The following is a 19,684-nucleotide window of genomic DNA, read 5'->3' as shown; positions in this document are numbered from 1 at the left end:
TTGTGGAGATGGATAAATGTATGACAACAGGCAGCGAAGGGTGGACGCTGGCGGAAAAGAACGACAGGCTGGGAGCTGTCCTGCGCGAGATGGGAACGGTTCTGGTGGCGTTTTCCGGGGGAGTGGACAGCACTTTTCTGTTGGCGAGAGCGATTGAGGAGCTAGGCGAGCAGGCGATTGCCGTGACGGCTGCTTCGGAGACGTTTCCCACGCGCGAGTTTGAAGCGGCGAAGTTTCTGGCCGCCAAGCTTGGCGCACGGTTTGTCACGACGGAAATTCGCGAAATGGAAAATCCGAATTTTGTGTCCAATCCGCCCAATCGTTGTTTTTATTGCAAAGACGGCCTGTACGAGCACCTCGGCAAGCTGGCGGAGGCAAACGAGTGGAAAGCCGTCATTTGCGACGGAGCGAACATGGACGATCGCGGCGATTACCGCCCGGGCCGTATAGCCGCAGCCCAGCGAGGGGTGCGCAGCCCGCTTCAGGAAGCCGGATTTTATAAGGAAGACATCCGCGCGCTCTCCAAAGAAATGGGACTGTCTACGTGGAACAAGCCGTCTTTTGCCTGTCTCTCTTCCAGGATTCCCTACGGCTCCTCGATTACGCTGGAAAAAATCGACCAGGTGGATCGGGCGGAAGGGTTTTTGCTCAGCCTCGGCTTTCACCAGGTCAGAGTCCGGCACCACGACACGATTGCGCGAATCGAAGTCAGTCCGCAAGAGTTTGAGCGGCTGCTTGCCCACCATGCCGACATCCACCAAGCGTTGCAGGAAATCGGCTTTTCGTACGTCACCCTCGATTTGTTCGGATATCAGACCGGGAGCATGAACGCTGTACTGGAAACGGAAGTGAAGGCCAAGCATGGATGATCTCAAAAACATTTTGCAAAAGGTAGCCGCTGGAAAGTTCAGCGTGGAGCAAGGCGAAGAGCAGCTTCGCGGCATCAGCCGCCTGGACTATGCGACGCTCGATCTGGCTCGCTCGGAGCGAACAGGCTTCCCGGAAGTCGTCTACGGGGAGGGGAAAAGCGCAAGCCAGCTGCTCGGAATCATGGAAAAGCTGCGCGAGCATCAAAAGCTTGTTTTGGTTACCCGGGTGAGTGAGCAGCAGGCACGCGCAGTTCGGGAGAGTTGGCCGGATGTCCAGTACATCGCAGAAGCGCGCTTGCTGTTGTCCACACACGAGCCGCTGGTGCCGCAACGGGACGGCTACGTTGCCGTCGTGGCAGCCGGAACGTCGGACTGGCAGGTGGCGCAGGAAGCGGCCTGGACCGCGCGCTGCTTTGGCAGCGAAGCCCGGGTTATCGTCGATGTCGGCGTCGCGGGCATCCATCGCTTGTTCCAGCGTCTGGAGGAAATCAGGTCGGCAAGCGTCATCGTCTGTGTCGCAGGGATGGAGGGAGCGCTCGCCAGCGTAGTGGCTGGACTCGTCGACAAGCCGGTCATCGCCGTGCCCACCAGCGTCGGATACGGGGCCAGCTTTGGCGGTGTCTCGGCGCTTTTGACCATGCTCAACTCCTGTGCCAACGGCGTAGCGGTCGTCAATATCGACAACGGTTTCGGCGCGGGCTACCTGGCTGGTATGATTCATCGCCAGTCTGCCGCAAGTGCCATAGATGACGGAACAAGCTGAAAAAGAGCCAGCCCGCGTATAACGGGTTGGCTCTTTTCACGAAAAGCTCTCTTACGTTTCCTGGCGGTTTCCGGCATCGCCATTGCGCATGTCCATGTGAGTCTTGATCGGAATGAACAGATCGATGATCCCGATCACAAGAGAAGCCAAAAGCGCTCCGATGACCGTGACATGGAAACCGGAAACGATGAACTGAGTCAGATAGATCACGACTGCACTGACTAGAAAGCCGATGATTCCGCGGTTGTACGGGGAAATGCGGTCTCCGAACATGGCTTCCACAACCCAGCCCAACAGGGCAATTACAACAGCGGCAAGAAATGCTGTCCAGAAGCTGCTAACGGAAAATCCGGGAACCAGAAATCCGACGAACATCAGGACGACGGCAGCGACGACAAAGCGGACGAGATGGCGCATGATCGTCATGGATACTCCTCCTTTTGGATTGGTTCTTTTTCATTCTGGCTCTTTCCAGGCGGAACTATGCCAAGCAGGAGGCGTGTAAAATTATCCTTCAAACCGCTGGCGTGATATAATGAGGAAATCGTAGTGATTGAAGGTTCAGACCGTGGTACTCATCCGCGCAGTCCGACGGTCGCCGCTGATGAAATAAGGAGGATACAGTGGAACAACGGGTCTTAAAAACTTTGGAATACGATAAAATTATCGCCCTGTTAGTTGACAAGGCATCTTGCACATATGGAAAAGAAAAAGCAGCAGAGCTGACGCCGTTCGTTCAACTGGACGAGGTCAAAATCGCCCAGCAAGGAACGCAGGAAGCTGCTACGGTACTCCGCTTGAAAGGCAGCGCCCCATTGGGAGGCATTCGCGACATCAGAAGCTCCGTCCAACGAGCCAGGCTGAATGCGATGCTGGCCCCGCTGGAGCTTTTGGACATTGCCAGCACGATCATGGCTGGCCGTCGCTTGAAAAATTTCTTGCTGGATATGTGCCAGGACCATGACTTGCCGCTGCTTCAGCTACAGGCAGAGCGCATCGAGGGCTTGCGCGAGCTGGAAATGGAAATTCGCCGCTGCATCGATGAAAACGGCGATGTGCTGGACAGTGCCAGCGTCGAGCTGCGTCAGGTTCGCCAAGAAATCAGGCAGGTGGAATCGCGCATCCGTGAGAAGCTGGATCAGATGACGCGCTCCTCCTCGTATCAAAAAATGTTGATGGAAAACATCGTAACCATCCGCGGCGATCGCTTCGTCATTCCGGTGAAGCAGGAATACCGCCACGTCTTTGGCGGGATTGTCCACGACCAGTCTGCGTCTGGTGCCACTTTGTTCATCGAGCCGGAAGTGATCGTGTCGATGAACAACAAGCTGCGCGAACTGCGCTTGCGTGAAGAGCGCGAGGTTGAGCGCATTTTGTACATTTTGACCGAGCAAGTCTCCTTTGCGGTGGAAGCTCTGAGCGAAAATGTCGATGCGCTGACTGAGCTTGACTTCCTGTTTGCCAAGGCACAGCTCGCCTGGAGCATGAAGGCAGTCTGTCCCAAACTGAACGACCGCGGTTATTTGCAGATGAGAAAAGCGCGGCATCCGCTGATCCCGCGAGAAGTCGTCGTTCCTGTCGACGTCGAGCTGGGTGGAGAGTATCAGGCGATTGTCGTGACTGGTCCGAACACGGGCGGTAAAACCGTTTCGTTGAAAACGATCGGGCTGTTGTCGCTGATGGCGATGTCGGGGCTGCATATCCCGGCAGAGGAAGAGAGCGAAATGACGGTGTTCTCCTCCGTCTTTGCCGATATCGGGGATGAGCAGTCCATCGAGCAGAGCCTTTCCACCTTTTCCAGCCATATGACCAATATCATCTCCATTCTGGAAAAAATGGATGAGAAAAGTCTGGTGCTGTTCGATGAGCTGGGAGCGGGTACAGACCCGACAGAAGGGGCTGCGCTCGCCATGTCGATTATCGACCATGTGATTGACTCCGGCGCGCGGATGGTGGCCACGACCCACTACAGCGAGCTGAAGGCGTATGCGTACGACAGACCGGAAGTGATCAACGCCAGCGTGGAGTTCGATGTGCAAACTTTGCGCCCGACTTACCGTTTGCTCGTCGGCGTGCCAGGGCGGTCCAACGCTTTTGCCATTGCCAGACGATTGGGGCTGCCGGAAGCGATCATCGAAGTCGCTCGCGGCTCGATCAGCGAGGAAGACAACCAGGTGGAAAGCATGATTGCTTCTCTGGAACGCAACCGCAAATCGGCAGAAGCGGACAGAACTGCAGCCGCCTCCTTGCGCCGCGAAGCGGAAGAACTGCGTCGCCAGCTCGATGAAGAGCGCGCCCGTTTTGCCGAAGAGAAAAACAAGCTGATGGAACGCGCCGAAGAAGAAGCGCGGATCGCTGTCCAACTGGCCAAAGAAGAGGCGGAGACGATCATTCGCGAACTGCGCGAGATGCGCGACGATGGCGTCGAGATCAAGGAACACCGCCTGATCGAGGCGAAAAAGCGGCTCGGCAACGCAGTGCTTGAGCTGGAAAAGGAAAAAGTGAAGAAGCCGGCCAGAGCCGTTCGCGCCACCCAGATCAAGGTGGGCGACGAAGTCATGGTCACCAGTTTCGGACAAAAAGGAACTGTGCTGGAAAAAGTGAATAACGACGAGTTTCTCGTGCAGATCGGCATCATGAAGATGAAAGTCAGACGAGATGACATGAATGTGCAAAACTCGATCACGCAAAAGCCGCAGGCTGCTCCGTACACATCGGTCAATCGCCGGACAGCCAGCATCAAAATGGACCTCGACTTGCGCGGATATAACGTCGAGGATGCCATTCGGGAGATGGATCAATTCCTGGACGATGCGCTTTTGGGCGGACTGCACTCCGTATCGATCATTCACGGACATGGCACAGGCGTCTTGCGCAAAGGAGTGCACGAATACTTGCGCAGCCACCGCAACGTCAAGTCCTTCCGCCTCGGCGGTCAAGGTGAGGGCGGCGTTGGCGCTACGATAGCCGAACTGAAATAGAGATGTCGGGAGGAGATTCCATGGCAGGCCTTATGCACAATCCATATTTTGCAACTGCCGCTTACTTTACCGTTACGGGACTCGCGATGATTTTGTTTTTGGTCGTCTTCGAACTCGTGACGCGTTATCACGTATGGGCAGAGCTGAAACGTGGAAACATGGCCGTGGCGATGGCAACAGGCGGAAAAATTTTCGGGATCGCCAACATTTTCCGCTATTCGATTCAGGCGAATCTTTCTTTGGGGCAAGCGCTGATCTGGGGCACATTCGGATTTTGCCTGCTATTGGTCGCGTACTTCATTTTTGAATTTATGACCCCTTCGTTCAAGGTGGATCAGGAAATAGCCAATGACAACAGGGCGATCGGCTTTATTGCGATGGTCCTGTCCATCGGCTTTTCTTATATTATCGGAGTCAGCCTGTCCAGGTAGAGCGCAGTCGTGCTTTCGACGCAGCGAAGGAGGGAAGCGGTGTGGAAGACAAACGGCCACAGCAGTTTGCAGGGATCGCCTGGGAAAATGGCAGGCAGCACAGCATTGCCATGGCAGATGGGGAAAATTTGCTCATGGCGCTGGTGCGCGCGCAGATGCCGATCGATTTTTTCTGTACCACCGGAAAGTGCCGGACTTGTATGGTCAGAGCAAATATTCCCGCAGGTTCTGCTCCCGCTCCTTCTGCGACAGAGCAATACCGTCTGGGGGACGCAGTGCAAAAAGGGTATCGGCTTGCTTGTCAGGTTTACGTGAGCGGGCCGTTGACCGTTTTTTTGGACAGTTCCGGCTCTGCTTGAAAAGAAACCCTGGTTGAACGATATTTCAATCGAGAGTATAATTAGGATTTGGCAGAGAGTTCCGCACTTTTTTCCCAATCGGGTGCGGTCCCATGCCCTCTTGGACAGGGCCGAGCCTACAATTTGAAACATGGGGAGGAGCAGCCTTGGAGACGTTGTACAAGGTCCTCATAGGATTGTGCGTGCTTTTTATCGCTGCGGGCATTTACTATCTGTCGTAAGCAGTTTTGCAAGTTGGCCGCGTGACTGTTTGGTCACCCGGACCTTACCTTAGAGAACGTGAAAGAGGAGATACGCAATGACTCAGCCTGTACGCGTAGCTGTAGTGGGATTAGGGTTTGTCGGCTTGCCGCTTGCTCTTACTTATGCCATGAAAGGAGCAAACGTTGTCGGCATTGACGTCCTGCCTCACGTCGTCGATGAAATTAATGCGGGTCACTCCCACCACCTGGAGTCCTATCAAGGGAAGACTTTGCCGGAAATTTTGAAAGAACAAATAGAAGCGAAGCGGTTCCGCGCTACGACCTCCTACGAGGAAGCGGCTGCGGAAGTCGATCATTATATCGTGACAGCCGGTTTGCCAGTGCATAACGGCGACCCGGACCTCGGCCCGTTGAAAAACTGTGCCCAAACGCTTGGGGGCGTGCTGAAAAAAGGCGATACGATCATGATCAGAAGCACGGTCGTCCCGGGAACGACAGAAGAAGTGATTTTGCCGATTCTCGAAGAGGCGAGCGGTCTGGTCGCAGGCGTCGATTTCTACCTCACGTATTGCTCCGAGCGAATTGCGGAGGGACGAGCTTTTGAAGAGTTCATCCACATGCCGCTCGTGCTCGGCGGGATCAACGACATCAGTGCCGAAAAAGGCAAAGAGCTGCTGTCCGTCATCAGCGAAACGGACATTACCATCTCGGATATCCGCGTCGTGGAAACAGCCAAAGTGATCGAGAACATCCAGCGTGACGTGAATATCGCCATGGTGCAGGAGTTTGCCCGTTTTGCCGAGGCGTTCGGGATCGATACGTTTGAACTGATCAAGGTCGCCAATACGCACACGCGTGTGAACCTGTTGACCCCAGGGCCGGGTGTAGGCGGCTTCTGCCTGCCAAACGCCCTGTACTACCTGCAACCGAAAGCGCGCGAGCTGGAAGTGTCCCTGCCGATTTTGCAGCAGGCGCGCCTCACGAACGACGCTGTGCCGGAAGTGCTGATCGGCATGCTGGAAAAAGCGTTGAAGCAAAAAGGCAAATCGCTCGCAGGAAGCCGTGTAGCTGTCTTGGGCTTGGCGATGAAAGACTTCTCCAACGACGACCGCGTCAGCCCGGTGCATGACCTGATCAAGCTGTTGCTCGCCAAAGGCGTCGAAGTTCGCTCGTATGACCCGGCTGTTCCGACTGCGTACGAGCACAAGGCAGACTCTCTGGAAGCAGCCGTGCGCGGCGCTGATGCCCTGTATTTGACGGCGGTGCAAAAAGAATTTGCCGAAGTGAACTGGGATGAGGTAGCAGAAAAAATGGCTGACTCGCCGATCCTGTTTGACACGAAAAACCGCATTCCGCTCGATTCGGTCAGCAAAGCGACGGTTGTCCGCATTTAACAAATAAATACGCGAACAGCATTCCACAAGGGAAGCCTCCGCAAAGCGTCACATGCAGCGTTTGCGGAGGTTTTTTACGCGAGAATCGCTCCTGTCAGCACGTACAGGAGAAACCGATTTTGCGTTTCGCTGTTTTCACGTATAACTCCCCGTTTTTATGGCAATAGTAACCAGGTAAGATCATATTTCAATGTCATGTAAGTGATACATGCTAGGAGGCAAAAATGGAACGTGGTAGAGTAAAATGGTTCAACAGCGAAAAAGGTTTCGGTTTTATCGAGAGAGATGGGGCAGATGACGTATTCGTTCACTTCTCCGCGATTCAAGGAGACGGGTACAAATCCTTGGATGAGGGACAGGAAGTAGAGTTTGACGTGGAAAACGGTCAACGCGGCCCTCAAGCGACAAACGTTCGGAAGCTGTAAAAGCCAAAAACGACAAACAGACTCAGTTGCTGAGTCTGTTTTTTTTGGGCGCGTAACGTTTGTGCTGGCATTCGCCTTTTTTCGCGAGGCAGTGTCATCTGTCCCACAAGCTTTGTCCACTGGCCCCGGCTCCAAGGCGTCCAACAGCGGGATGCGAAACAGCCAGAGGACAAAAGCGAAAGCGCAGCCGAAGTTTAAGCGCAAAATGAGCACAGCGCTCAGGCAAAAAAGGCACGGCGTGATTGCCCTGCCTTTTTGTGCGTCTGATGGACGAGTGCCGCTTCCTAGAAAAATTCTGCTTCGGAAGCGAGGTTCAGCATGGCTCGCATCGTTTTGTACAAATCTTGCGGGTCTTCCGTGCTGTAATAGACGGTATTTGTCGCCGTCTCGTAGCGGGTGCCAGGAACAATCGCTGCCATTTCCGCTTGGCCGGCATGGGAAAATTCCATCGCCATCTCCAGCGGGGTGGTGTTGATGAACGGAGCAATCGAGGAGATGTTGCCCAAAGCGAGCTTCGTTTGCTCCTGCAAGGCAGCAGACGCTTCTTCACGCGACAGACAGATAGCAGCTGTGCGCGATACCGCTTCCTTGACGATGGCGGTATGAATGCCAGGAATCAGCTCAGCCGCTTCTTTGGCAATGAGATTGTCGCCGGACACCATGACGACCGGAACGTTGTACAAGCCTGCTACAGCAGCGTTAAAGCCAAATTCGCCTACGACTCGTCCGTTGATGTACAAATTGCGGACGACACCGGACATGGTGTGGCTGAGCACGCCAGGAACCCCTTGACGGGTGTGGTAGCCGATGAACATGGCGGCATCAAAGCTTGCGTCCAAACCTTGCATCATGGAGCAGTCGCGAGGGGAGCCAGCGAGCAGACGAGCTTTCGGGTGCAGCTTTTCCCACAAAATGTTGTTCATCGTGTTGTGGCTGTCCGCGACGACGATTTCCGTCACGCCGCTGGCGAGGGCCGCTTCGATGACGGCATTCGCATCGTCCGTCATGAACTGACGGCCGCGCTGGTAGTTCACACCCGAATCAGGATTGATGTAGCTGGTGTCTACGATGCCGGAAATGCCTTCCATATCTACGGAGAGAAAAAGTTTCATGTTTGGTTTCATCCTTTCGCGTGCGATTCAAAATCGTCCCAGTTCTATGTAACCAGATTGTCCCTCTGGAGGCAACCATGAATACAGATTCTTCAAACAGTTTTTACTTTCAGGTTGCAGCCAAAAAAGCACGGGAAGCGCCTGTGCAGGGCATCCGTGCTTTCAGTTGTTCAACAGCTTGCGATAAAGCGTCAAAATGTCAGCGGTCATCTGCTGGATGGTGAAGGTTGCCTCGACTTTTTCCAGGGCGTTTTGCACCAATGTCTCCCGCAGTGCAGGCTCGGTCCAGATTCGCTCCATCGCTTTGGACAGAGCGGCAGGATCGTTTGGCTCGACGAGCAAGCCTGTGCGCTCCTGGAAGACGAACTCTTTCACGCCGCCGACATTGCTGGCGACGACAGGCACCTTGGAGGCCATCGCTTCGATGAGCGTGTAGCCCAGCCCTTCATACAAGGAAGAATGAACAAAACCATCAATCGCATGCAAGCAGGAAGGGATGTCCTGACGAAACCCGGCGAACCGGACGCGATCCACGAGGCCCAACTCTTGCGCCTTTGCTTCCAGCAGTGGACGTTCCGGGCCATCGCCGATCATGACCAAATAAGCGTCATTGCCGTTGTTCTGTGCAAAAGTATGGAAGGCGTCGAGCAGGATCGGCAGTCCTTTGACCGGAACAAATCGCGCTACGGTTCCGAACAAAAAGGCTTCCTCAGGCACGTTCCATTCCGCGCGAAAACGTTTGCGGTCTGCTTCACGCAGCATATCTTGCTGATAAGGAGACAAGTCCATGCCGTTGTAGATGACGCTGAGCTGGGAATTTTTCACGCCCTGCGCGCGCAAATCGTCGGCAATGGCGCCGCTGACAGCGATGTAAAGCCGATTCCAGTGGCGCGTGCTCCGTTCCATCAGGCTGACAATCGCGTACGCCAGCGTGCCCGCATAGTCGAAGCGCAGCGCACTGTGCACCGTAGTCAATAGCGGTACATTCATGCCAAGCGCGGCAAGCCGGGAAAAAAAGTTGGCCTTCACTCCGTGCGTATGGATGATCGCTGGACCAAACGAAAGAAAAGTCTGCCGCAAAGCTTGTAGCAGACGAATGTCAAATCGCCCGAACTGGTTTAACGCAATCACGTTGATGCCAGCTTCCCTCAGCTTTTTGGCAAAGAGCGAATCGTAGAAGCAGACGACAGCAACGTCGACTTCTTCCGCAGGAAACGTGGAGACCAGATTGAGAATATGTTGTTCCGCACCGCCAAATTCCCCCCCGCCAATCACGTGGAGGACTCGTAGTTTGCTCATGTAATTTCACCCGAATCTTAGTAAGAAAACCTCTGTCGAAGGTTTAACCAAAGCCATTCTCACTATAGCAGATGGCTGATAGATTCGCAATAAGACAGCACTTGTGGTATCGTTTAGGATGGAAAACGTAAAAACGAGAAGGACGGTTACATACATGAAGGCGCATAACGTTTTGATCATAGGCTACATTTTTCCTCCCATCGGGGGCGGAGGGGTGCCGCGGCCGCTGAAAATGGCCAAATATTTGGGGGAGTTCGGCTGGAACGTGCACGTGCTTACCGTCGATCCGACTTACCATGCAACGCTTGATCCAACGCTTTTGACCCAGCTTCCGGCTGACGTCAGCATTCATCGGGCGAAAGAGTGGAAGCTGTTGCCGGGCAGAGGACAAGCTGCTGCGGCAAGCGGGAGCGGCTCGACTGCCGTGGCAAACACCGGCGCGCGTCCATCGTTGAAAGCGCAGGTCAAAAAGCAGATCGTGAACGTCCTGAAAAAGGTCAAGCCGTACTTGTTGATCCCGGACGATCAAATTCTTTGGCTGCCCAATGCGCTCAAGCTCGGGCGGGAAATCATGCGTCAGGAAAAAATCGACGTGATTTTCTCCACCTCCGGGCCTGTTACCAACCATCTGATTGCCGAAAAGCTTGCCGACGAATTTGGCTGCAAATGGGTGGCAGACTTCCGCGATCCGTGGACGCAAAACATGCACACTTCGGGTATTCCGTGGCGCGAACGTCTGGAAGAGCGGATGGAAGCGCGAGTAATGGCAAAAGCGGATGCGATTACGACGGTAACGGCGACTTTTGCCGAAAACTTCCGCAAGAAGCACCAGGAGCGAATCAAGCGGATGGAGCTGATCTACAACGGCTTCGATCAGGGCGATTTCCAAGGGCTTGCTCCAAGTCACGCGGCTCCCGGCAAATTCCACGCTGTCTATGCGGGCATTTTGTATCAAAAGCGCAATCCGCGGCTGCTCTTGCAGGCAATCCGCGAGCTGATCGACGAAGGCAAGGTGGACAGGCAAGAGCTGATGCTCAGCTTTGCAGGCGTGTTTGACTATCCCGGCTACTCGGAGAACCGAGACTGCGTGGAGGCGCTCGAACTGGGCGACATCGTGCGCGTCTTGGGAAATTTGCCGCACAAGGAAGCGCTCGGATTGATGAAAAGCGCCGACGCCCTTTTGCTGATCGGGGACGTGTCGAGTGATGCCGGGGCGTACATCCCGGGCAAGCTCTACGAGTACATGGGCATCGGCAATCCGATACTCGCCTTGAACAAGGCGGGAGAGGCGACGGAGATTATCGAGAATTTCCGTCTCGGCCAAGTAGCCGATCCGGAACAGAAGGATGCGATCAAAGAAGCTTATTGGAAGCTGTATCGGGAATGGAAGGAAAACAGCAGTCAGGCAAAAGGCGAGGCAGAGCGCGGAGCGGACTTTGCCGAGCGAGTCAAGCCGTACGAGCGCCGCGAGCAGGCAAGACAGTTGGCCGACCTGATGAATGAGCTGCTGACCAGATAACGTTGACCCCATGCCCCGGGAGCCAGGAACAGGCTGCGGGGCTATTTTTCATTTTGGGACAAAAACGAGGTGGAACGTGAATACATCTTTGCTTAGTTTGCGGGCGTACAATTTCTTTTACTTTTCCTTGCTGTCGATTTTTATTTCCTTTTTACCAGTTTATTTGAGCTTTCGCGGTGTTACGCCGGCACAAATCGGCGTGTTGATTGGAGCAGGCTCCTTTATCGGCATTTTGTCGCAGCCGTTTTGGGGGATGGTCAGCGACCGGACGAAAACGATCAAGCGGGTCATTCTCGTCACGCTGGGCTTATCCATCGTTTCAGGAATTGCGTTGTTTACGACGACTCCGTTTTTCGCGTTGTTTTTGCTCGTAGGCGCCATGTATTTTTTCCTGTTGCCGACCGATCCTTTGACAGAGAGTCTCAACTATCGGATGGCTGAGCAGCATCGCACAAGCTTTGGCTCCATTCGCACATTTGGCGCAGTCGGCTACGCTACAGCGTCTTTGTTCATCGGCTGGACGCTCGACCGATTGGGGATGGAACAGCTTGTCTGGCTGTTTGTCGGCTACGGCGTGCTTGCCTATTTGTGCGCGTTGGCGATGAAGGATGCTCCGGCGAGCAGCAAGCCGTTGTCCTGGCCGGAGCTAAAGCGATTTTTCCTCTATCCGAAAACGCAGCGGTTCTTTCTCCTTGTGCTGATCGCAGCGACTCCGCACCGGACGAATGACAGCTTTCTCGGCGTGTACGTGCAAAGCTTGGGAGGCACGACCGGAGATGTCGGGCAGGCGTGGTTTTTGGCAGCGGTGAGCGAAGTGGCGTTTTTCGCGATCAGTGCGCGGATTTTGGCCCGCTGGAGCGAAATCAGGCTGATTATGCTCGCATCGGCGCTGTACGCTATTCGCTACGTGCTGTGTGCGCTGGCTCCTTCACCTGAATGGGTGGTCTACTTGCAACTGACGCAAGGCGTCACGTTCGTCATTTTTTACACCGCGACGATTCAATACTTGTACAAAATCATCCCGGAAGAATGGAGAGCGACCGGACAAACCGTATTGGCCGTTTTGTTTTTCGGCATATCGGGCATCATCGGTTCGCTGCTGGGCGGCTGGCTGTTTCAGCAAAGCGGGGGCGCTGCGCTTTATTGGGCGATGGGCATATGCTCAGCAGTTGCCTTCGTCTACAGCCTGGTGCTGGCAAGCGCGAAAAGCTCAGTGGGTGGTGCGGGAATGTAAACGAAAGAGCCTGCCGCGAAATTTCTTCGCAGCAGGCTCTTTTTCTGTGCAAAACGCTTCGCTGTTTTGGCTAAAAGCGGACGTGGCCGCAAGTGGTCATGGGCCTTTAGCCGTTTGACGGGAGCCGGGCTTTCTAGTAGAGCAAGTATTTCTCCACTTCTTCCGGTTCCTTGATGTTGATGCCGCCTGTATCGCCGTACTTGTACAGGTTGAACTTCACTTGCTGGTCCATCGTCCCGGCTTCCGGCAACGGCAGGATGATCCACGTCTCGTACTGATGAATCAGCCGGTCTTCCTTGCCGAACCAGAATGTCGCTTTGATGGTCGATTCTTTCAAAATGTATTCGAGGTCCGGGCGATCGCCGACCAGCTTTTTCAGCGGCTCAAACAGCGGGCTTTGACTTTTCGCCAGCCACTCGGCGCCAGTCATTTTGACTTGGAACGGCACGGAGACGACGCCAATCGCTTTTTCATCCGGAAGCTGCACAGCCCGATCCATGAAAGGCAGCCAGTCCTCGAAGCCTTTCAGTACGTCAAATTCCAGCGGCTCGTCAGGAGCAGTCACCCAGTAGTCGTTGGAACGGATGTAGCGTTTGTCGCCGATCCGGTAGTACGTGTACGGCTGTGCCGCGATGCGCGTGCCGACATTGTAGCCTTTGTCGGTGAGCACGGCCCCGTCGAACATGCTTGTCGTGGAGCGGGAGAGAATCCGGTTGATTACGTATCCCTTGTACCAGAAAGCTTGCGCGTCTTTTTCCGTTTTTCCTTTTTCCAAAGCGGTTTTCAGCCATTCTGCGGCCGATTCGGTCTGCGCGGTCGTCGTTTGCTTTGGCTTCGTATCGAAGTTGGTAGTGGTAAAAGCTTTCGTTCCCGACTCGTACGTGCAACCGCCGAGCATGGAAGCCGTGCAGATGGCAGCGAGCAATGCCCATGCTTTTGTGCGTTTACGCATGGCGAACCCTCCTTACAACCCCGTATACGAGCAGACCGGCAAACAGGGCGATGGTCAACGCGAATACCGGAATGTTGTGCTGCTTGAACACGAGAATGCGATGCGAATTTTCCAGCGAAGCGACGATCTCGTTTTGCTTGTCGCCGTCGATATCTCCGATCTGGACGTTGATCAGCGGCAAGTAAATGCGCCAGTTTTCCTTCAAGCCCTCTGGCGTATAGTCGTAGCCGGAGAGATAGCGTGCATCGGTCGTGCTGATCCAGCTGCGCGCTTTGGCGACGATCTCGGGCGTCTGGTCGGTGCCGACCGCAGCGAAGTTGGAGAAGCGGAAGCTCTTGTCCTTTTCGTCGCTGGCCCAGAGAATGTCCCAGGTGCCATCCGCTTTTGGTTTCAAAATGTACGAAGGTCTGCCAGCTACGAGCAGCTCGTCCACCTTGTCGTGGTCGATGTCAGCCGGAATGAACTCTCCGGTGGCAAGCTCGGCCTGCTTGCGGGTCAATTGATAAGCTTCGGTGAGTGTGCCGTCCGGCTCAACAGCCAGCACGCTCAAATGCTCGCCAATGACGATCAGCCCTTCACGGCCATCAGGCAAGTTCATGGTGGTCAGCAACTTGGTTGCTTTGGTAGAGCCGCCAAATGGCTTGCCTTCGTATGTGCCTGTCAGCATGCCGTTTGTAATATGCAAGTCTTTGAATTTGCTTCCCAGCTCATGGCGCACGTCCATGCTGCCTTTGTTTGTCTCAAGCATGTTGGCGATGTTGTTCAGATCGAGCACAAAAGCGCGGTGTGCCGTCGTACCGGCTTGCATCATGGCTTCCGAGTATGGCTGTCTCTGCACGTTTGGAACGAGCTTGTCGTCTTTCATCGTGTAATACGGGAAGCCAGGGTAGTCTGTTGGCAAGTTTTCCTTGATCCGCTCCATCGTTTCGGCTGGAATCTGGTCGTTTTTCATCCGGACTATTTGGCCGTCTTTCCAGGACATCACATAGAGCGACACAGGTTCCGCCTGCAAATGGCGCAGCTTTTCCGCCATTGCTTTTTTCTCTTCTTCTGTTTCCGGCTTCTCGACCTTTTCCGGCAGCGGTAGTTCTTCGGCATTGCCGTAGGTGACAATCTCCATTTTTCCGTCGCCATCGACGTCGTACAAGGTCATCGGGAAGTAGTCTACCCAGTCGCCGTTGTACATCCGGCTTGATTCGTACTGAACGGTAAAGTGGCTGAGTGCCGGCAACGTATAGCGGTTGAACGTGACATTGGCCAGCACCGCGATCAGGACGAGCGGAGCGACAGCGCGCCAGCTCAAACGGCCGTACCATTTGACGAGCAGGGCAATCACGATGATGGCGACAGCGCCGCCAATGAGCAGAGCAGCCGTCGTTTTCACGTCGACGCGGGTCAAGGCGCGGTCCAGCAGCAAAAAGCCGACGGTGAACACAAGCACCTGTCGCCGCTCCGACGGGTGAATCACGTAGTAGCAAAACGCGAGCAGCGGCAAGAAAATCAGCAAAGCGATCCAGCTCAGGTCAAGGAACGCAGGCTTGACGAGCAGATGGTAAATCAAAAACAGGGCAATGGCGTACAGCGCCCAGCTTATTGTAGAGAGAATAGGATTGCGGCGCATGGGTTCACCACCTTTTGTTTTGTGTTTGGTCGACGTACAAAGCGCAGAGGAAGCCGCCAAACAGCCAGAAATAGAGGGCCATGAACGGCACCTCGAAAATGTTTTCCACGAGGTTGTGCGTCGCGACCGCAATCAACCCGCCAAACAGGCCAAGCACTGTGAAAAAGTGCGGCGATCCGATCAGCTTGCGAATCAGTCCCGCTCCGTACTTCAGCATGGAGACGACCAGACCGATCCAGAGGATGATGCCGATCAGACCGTACTCAGCCAAGCTTTTGAAGAAATAGCTGTCGGAGTAAATCGTGCCAAAATGTCGGGAGGCTACTGCCCCGCCGTGATGGCCGAGACCGACCCCGAACAGCGGCTCGATGCGCATTTTGTCATACGCTTCGCCCCAGCGGCCTACACGGCCTCCCTGGCTGCTCGACTCGAAGTATTCAGGTGTGAACAGCGTGAAAATCCGGTTTTTGATCGTTCCAACCATCGGAACGGACTCCGGCACGAAAAACAGAGCGACAAGCCCGATGACACCTGCAAGCACCAGATAGCCTGCAATTCGTTTGTTCCATATGTAGAAGCAGATGAACATCGCAAACGCAAGCGCAAACCAGGCTCCACGCGATCCGGTCAAAAGCAGCGCGGCAAGTGTCGCCAGAGTGACGACGGCCCACAGCCCTTTTTTCCACAGCCCCTTCGACTGGACGAACAGTCCGGCCGCTACTGGTACGATCAAAGCCATGTAGCTGCCCAACACGTTTGGACTGGTTACGAACGAAAAGGCGCGAGTCGTAATGGCTTCGCCTTCCTGTACCCATGATTCGGGCGTTTTGACGCCGAGGGCGACCTGCATGACGCCGACGAGCGCGGCCAAAAAGCCGATCAGGGCGAGAACCTTCATAAATTTGTCCAGGTCTTCAACGGACTTCAACAAATAAAAGCCCATCAAAAAGGCGATGATGTACTGGTAGACAGAGCGGAATCCTTCCACGCTGGCTTCCCAGTTCGCCATGTCCGTTACCATCAAGGCAAGGCCGAGGACGAAGAAGGCGCTGAGCAAATGTTTGATTCCAGGCATCGTCCGGTTCGTTTGCAAAAAAGCGCCGAACGTAAACACCATCAAGATGATGAGCAACGCTTCATCCCAAAAAGACGAAACGACTGGAATCGGTAGAATCTTTCGCAAGACATAGTCGATTACCGGATAGGCCAACAGCAGATACAACCACGTGGTTGATTGGCTTCCCCACTTCACAACGGTTTCTCTCATTTTGTTTGTAGTCCTCCTACAGGCAGGGATTAACCTACCCATTATAATGAATCTGGCAACCTGCAAGCAAGCTGGCGGGAAAGAGGTTGGTAGGAAAGCTAGAAATAAGATATGATAACAGGTGTGTTTGAGCTGGAGCGATTCGCAAAAGCTCTATGAAATTTTCACGAACGAAAAACAGGCTGTGCCCGATTGCTGTCTATGCGACGGACACCATTGTTTTGAACGAGGGATAGGAGAATTGGGTCATGAGTTTGTTGAGAATTGCCTCCATGATCGTCGTGCTGACGCTCGTGGGAAGGCTGCTGGGATTTTTTCGCAGCGTATACGTCTCCAACTTGTATGGCACAGGGATGGAGGCAGATGCGTTTAACATCGCAGCGACGATCCCTTTGACGCTGTTTCTGGTTGTACCCGGCGCAGTCAATGCCGTGCTGATTCCGACGATGCGCGGTTTGCTTGAAAAGAAAGAGCCGACCAGTGAGCTGTACCACAAAATGCTCGCGATCATTCTGGGAATATTCACACTGCTGGCGCTGTTGGGTGTCGCTTTCTCCCATCAGTTGGCAGCGATGTTCGGCCTGTCCGGGGAAAAGCTGGAGCTGACAGCCGAGATGCTTCAGTGGATGTGGCCTTCCGCCATTTTTATCGGCTTGACTGGATTGTGGTCGAGCTTGTGCAATGCGCACCAGCATTTTTTCACGCCGACTTTGGGCACGGTAGCGAACGGAGCCTTGGTCATCATCGGGATGTACATTCTCGTTCCGATCTACGGGTCAGTTGGCCTGGCGATTGCGACAAGCATCGGTTATTTGGCGGCGATGCTGACGATGCTGCCTACCTTGCGCAGCTTTGGCTACACGCATCGGGTGTCGCTTGCCTGGAGAGAGGATGCCTCGTTAAAAGGGATGGGCGAGCGCGTCATTCCGATTTTGATTGGCGCCGTAGTGGCACAGGCGACGACATTTATGGAAAGAGGCTTTGCGGAAGGGGTAGGGACAGGCGTAGTCTCCGCGCTTGCCAATGCGAATCAGATCGTGCAGATGCCGATGGCGATTTTTGTAGGCGCGTTTACTTTGCCGCTGTTCCCGCTGTTGGCGAGTCACGTCAAACGCGGCGAGATGACCGAGATGAAGCAAATCTTGCAAAAAGGACTTGCCTATCTGTTCATTTTGCTCGTGCCTGTCACGGTGGGCCTTGCCTTGTACGCAGAGCCGGTCGTCCGCCTCGCTTTTGAGCGGGGAGCTTTTGACGAGCATTCTGTCGCACTGACTGCCTGGGCCTTGCCGTTTTACGGGCTGGGGCTGTATTTCCTGGCAGCCCGCGATTTGCTGACTCGCGCCTTTTACGCGCTGGAAAACACGAAGACACCCGTCATCATCGGGGCTATCGGAATCGGCGTATACGTGCTGGCCAACTGGCTGTTGATTCCGTTGCTCGGACACGGCGGGATTGCGCTGGCAAATGCCGTGTCGGCCATCTGCCAGGCGCTGTTTCTGTTTCTGTTGCTTTGGCGAGCCGTGGGCAGTCCGGTGCGGGCGAGCTTCCTTGCCACCGCAGGGAAGACACTTTTGGCCTGCGCGATCATGGGTGCCGCGATTGTGCTCGTCGATCCGTGGCTGTCGCTTTTGTCCGTCTGGCTGTATTTGCCGATCGGAATTGGCGGCGGAGCTTTGATTTATGTGCTCGTGATGGCTGTCCTGCGCGAACCGCTCGTATCGGAGCTGCTGCAAAAAGTGCGGAAGCGTTCTACTCCGGCGGCAGGGCGCTCGTAAGCGGGCATTCCCGGATGGCGTAGCGAACTTTGCCTGAGCTGCTCGGCGGGATGTGTTCCACGTACGAGACTTGTACGCTCACCTCGCCGAGCGCCGAGCGAATCCCTGCGAGCAGTCTTGCTTCGTCGGCTGGCAGGAAGCGCTCCGGCTCTTTCACGAGTCGGAGGCTTAGCCGCTGCGGCTCGTGCTGCACGATTTGAAACGTGCGGAAGCTGTCCAGATTGCGGACGATATGGTTGAAGTAGTGGCCGTGAACGTACTGGCCGTTTTGCGAGATGAACATGTCGTCTTCCCGGCCGTCGATTGTTTCCAACAGCGGAAACGACACAGGGCACGGGCATGATTTTCCGGAGAGCGCGACGACATCGCCCAACTGGTAGCGCAATCGCGGCATGGACGTGTTGTGCAGGTCTGTGACGAGCAAGGCGCCGGGAACTCCGGGGAACACAGGAATCCGTGTGAGCGGGTCGACGACTTCCAAATAGCTGTTTTCAGAAAAAGCGTGCATGTTGCCAGCCTGGCATTGGTACGCGATAATGCCGCCATCCCGTGCGCCGTATTCGTTGACGACAGGAGCGGCAAAGGCAGCCTCCAGCGCGCGGCGCTGGTGCTCGTGCAGACTTTCTGCGGTAGACACGACAGCTTTCAGCGGAATCCCTAACGTCACACCTCTGGCCAGCATCATTTGCGAGAGTGTGTACAAGGCGGAAGCGTAACCGTACAAATAAGCGGGACGAAAGCGGCGGATCAGCTTGAGCTGGGTATCGAGCCTGCGTTCATCCAGCTCGTAGGCGGAGAGCAACAGCCGATTTTTCAGCCAGCGCTCCTTGAAGCGATACGTCCGCGCCTGCTGTTGAGTCAGCTCCAGCGGAGATCCCCAGAGCATGACACATGGATCGCCGATACGGATGCCGTGCCAGGACAGGCCGAGCCAACGGGCCGCTTCGTAGCGCTCGACCGTGGGGCGATCGAGGTAGAAGCGGGTCGGTTCTCCCGTGGAGCCGCCTGTGCGATTGGCGATCAGCTTGTCAGGGCGAATGTTTTTGCTCAAATATTGCTCGGCATTGCGGCGAAAATGCGTCTTGTCGAGGATCGGCAGCTTTTGCACAAACCGTTCAGGCGCTTCCCGGTACTCGCGCCACGTGCTGCGGTATGGCTCGTAAGCCGCGACGTTGTGGACAGCGTGGTCCAGCAGCTTGACAAGCTTCTCGCGCTGCCGCCATTCCAGCATGTCCTTGGACAGGTGCTGGACGAGCTTTAGCTCCTGCATGTATGGACGCGTGCGGTTTTCTTTTACTACCTCCATCAAAGGCCACTGTACTTGGCGAATCCAAAATCCTGTTACAGCCATCCTTTTCCTCCTGCTCTTCCCATCAGACGATTCGAAGAAGTCAATGGAATCTGTTTTTCACCAGTATTCCAGCCAAATTCCATCGATATACCTGTTTGCTGGATGGAGGAATTGATAGTAGGATAGAGA

17 protein-coding genes are annotated in these 19,684 nt (G+C 54.8%); 10 read left to right on the top strand and 7 right to left on the bottom strand.

Translation table 11 applies throughout. The features are described from left to right. Positions 1–8: 8 nt before the first annotated feature. Together larE and larB are read left to right on the top strand one after the other, a co-directional pair. Positions 9–869, top strand: coding sequence for an ATP-dependent sacrificial sulfur transferase LarE (gene larE / locus IRJ17_RS24225; RefSeq protein ID WP_242775325.1), 861 nt, complete (start codon positions 9–11; stop codon positions 867–869). After that, positions 862–1,632, top strand: a complete 771-nt coding sequence (gene larB / locus IRJ17_RS24220) for a nickel pincer cofactor biosynthesis protein LarB (RefSeq protein ID WP_173598347.1) — start codon at positions 862–864, stop codon at positions 1,630–1,632. The genes larE and larB overlap by 8 nt, the downstream gene beginning before the upstream one ends. Before the next feature lie 51 nt (positions 1,633–1,683). On the opposite strand, the gene IRJ17_RS24215 is transcribed toward larB, so the two are convergent. After that, positions 1,684–2,058 carry a phage holin family protein gene (locus IRJ17_RS24215; protein ID WP_063227226.1) on the bottom strand — a complete coding sequence of 125 codons (375 nt, stop codon included), beginning with the start codon at positions 2,056–2,058 and terminating at the stop codon, positions 1,684–1,686. A 197-nt stretch (positions 2,059–2,255) separates the two neighbouring features. Here IRJ17_RS24215 and IRJ17_RS24210 point away from each other — a divergent pair, with 197 nt between their 5' ends. From IRJ17_RS24210 to IRJ17_RS24190, 5 genes are all read left to right on the top strand, one after another. Further along, entirely contained in the window at positions 2,256–4,613 is a 2,358-nt protein-coding gene (locus IRJ17_RS24210) for an endonuclease MutS2 (protein ID WP_173598346.1), read from the top strand. Between the two features lie 20 nt (positions 4,614–4,633). Beyond that, complete coding sequence (locus IRJ17_RS24205) at positions 4,634–5,044, top strand: DUF350 domain-containing protein (protein WP_122963161.1); 411 nt, start codon at positions 4,634–4,636, stop codon at positions 5,042–5,044. Between the two features lie 41 nt (positions 5,045–5,085). Then, positions 5,086–5,403, top strand: a complete 318-nt coding sequence (locus tag IRJ17_RS24200) for a 2Fe-2S iron-sulfur cluster-binding protein (protein ID WP_242772114.1) — start codon at positions 5,086–5,088, stop codon at positions 5,401–5,403. Between the two features lie 298 nt (positions 5,404–5,701). Then, positions 5,702–7,000: a nucleotide sugar dehydrogenase gene (locus tag IRJ17_RS24195; RefSeq protein ID WP_242772112.1), complete on the top strand. Its 1,299-nt coding sequence runs from the start codon at positions 5,702–5,704 to the stop codon at positions 6,998–7,000. Positions 7,001–7,224: 224 nt separating this feature from the next. Next, positions 7,225–7,425 carry a cold-shock protein gene (locus tag IRJ17_RS24190; RefSeq protein ID WP_063227221.1) on the top strand — a complete coding sequence of 67 codons (201 nt, stop codon included), beginning with the start codon at positions 7,225–7,227 and terminating at the stop codon, positions 7,423–7,425. Positions 7,426–7,709: 284 nt separating this feature from the next. Here the strand turns inward: IRJ17_RS24190 and IRJ17_RS24185 are convergent, their stop codons facing one another. Together IRJ17_RS24185 and IRJ17_RS24180 are read right to left on the bottom strand one after the other, a co-directional pair. Then, positions 7,710–8,537: a M55 family metallopeptidase gene (locus IRJ17_RS24185; RefSeq protein WP_122963164.1), complete on the bottom strand. Its 828-nt coding sequence runs from the start codon at positions 8,535–8,537 to the stop codon at positions 7,710–7,712. 162 nt (positions 8,538–8,699) lie between these two features. Next, complete coding sequence (locus IRJ17_RS24180; protein ID WP_242772110.1) at positions 8,700–9,836, bottom strand: glycosyltransferase; 1,137 nt, start codon at positions 9,834–9,836, stop codon at positions 8,700–8,702. A gap of 154 nt (positions 9,837–9,990) precedes the next feature. Here IRJ17_RS24180 and IRJ17_RS24175 point away from each other — a divergent pair, with 154 nt between their 5' ends. Together IRJ17_RS24175 and IRJ17_RS24170 are read left to right on the top strand one after the other, a co-directional pair. After that, positions 9,991–11,355: a glycosyltransferase family 4 protein gene (locus IRJ17_RS24175; RefSeq protein WP_217021953.1), complete on the top strand. Its 1,365-nt coding sequence runs from the start codon at positions 9,991–9,993 to the stop codon at positions 11,353–11,355. A 76-nt stretch (positions 11,356–11,431) separates the two neighbouring features. Then, positions 11,432–12,589: an MFS transporter gene (locus IRJ17_RS24170; RefSeq protein WP_173596226.1), complete on the top strand. Its 1,158-nt coding sequence runs from the start codon at positions 11,432–11,434 to the stop codon at positions 12,587–12,589. A gap of 133 nt (positions 12,590–12,722) precedes the next feature. Here IRJ17_RS24170 and IRJ17_RS24165 read toward each other — a convergent pair whose 3' ends face one another. Genes IRJ17_RS24165 through IRJ17_RS24155 form a run of 3 tightly spaced genes read right to left on the bottom strand, consistent with a single transcriptional unit; the run spans position 12,723 to position 16,429 of the window. Continuing rightward, positions 12,723–13,541: a hypothetical protein gene (locus tag IRJ17_RS24165; protein WP_173596227.1), complete on the bottom strand. Its 819-nt coding sequence runs from the start codon at positions 13,539–13,541 to the stop codon at positions 12,723–12,725. After that, entirely contained in the window at positions 13,534–15,162 is a 1,629-nt protein-coding gene (locus IRJ17_RS24160) for a hypothetical protein (RefSeq protein ID WP_173596228.1), read from the bottom strand. Before IRJ17_RS24160 ends, IRJ17_RS24165 begins: the two co-directional genes overlap by 8 nt. A 4-nt stretch (positions 15,163–15,166) precedes the next feature. After that, positions 15,167–16,429, bottom strand: coding sequence for an O-antigen ligase family protein (locus IRJ17_RS24155; protein ID WP_122963170.1), 1,263 nt, complete (start codon positions 16,427–16,429; stop codon positions 15,167–15,169). A gap of 248 nt (positions 16,430–16,677) precedes the next feature. Here IRJ17_RS24155 and murJ point away from each other — a divergent pair, with 248 nt between their 5' ends. Further along, entirely contained in the window at positions 16,678–18,204 is a 1,527-nt protein-coding gene (gene murJ / locus IRJ17_RS24150; protein ID WP_242772109.1) for a murein biosynthesis integral membrane protein MurJ, read from the top strand. On the opposite strand, the gene IRJ17_RS24145 is transcribed toward murJ, so the two are convergent. After that, positions 18,179–19,555: a phenylacetate--CoA ligase family protein gene (locus IRJ17_RS24145; RefSeq protein ID WP_173596230.1), complete on the bottom strand. Its 1,377-nt coding sequence runs from the start codon at positions 19,553–19,555 to the stop codon at positions 18,179–18,181. The genes murJ and IRJ17_RS24145 overlap by 26 nt on opposite strands. Positions 19,556–19,684 lie beyond the last annotated feature (129 nt).

It is taken from the genome of Brevibacillus parabrevis (assembly GCF_022701015.1).
In the GTDB taxonomy this organism is placed as follows: Bacteria; Bacillota; Bacilli; order Brevibacillales; family Brevibacillaceae; genus Brevibacillus; species Brevibacillus parabrevis.
Note: the sequence above shows the minus strand (reverse complement) of the source record. Positions and strands in the feature narration are given on the sequence as shown.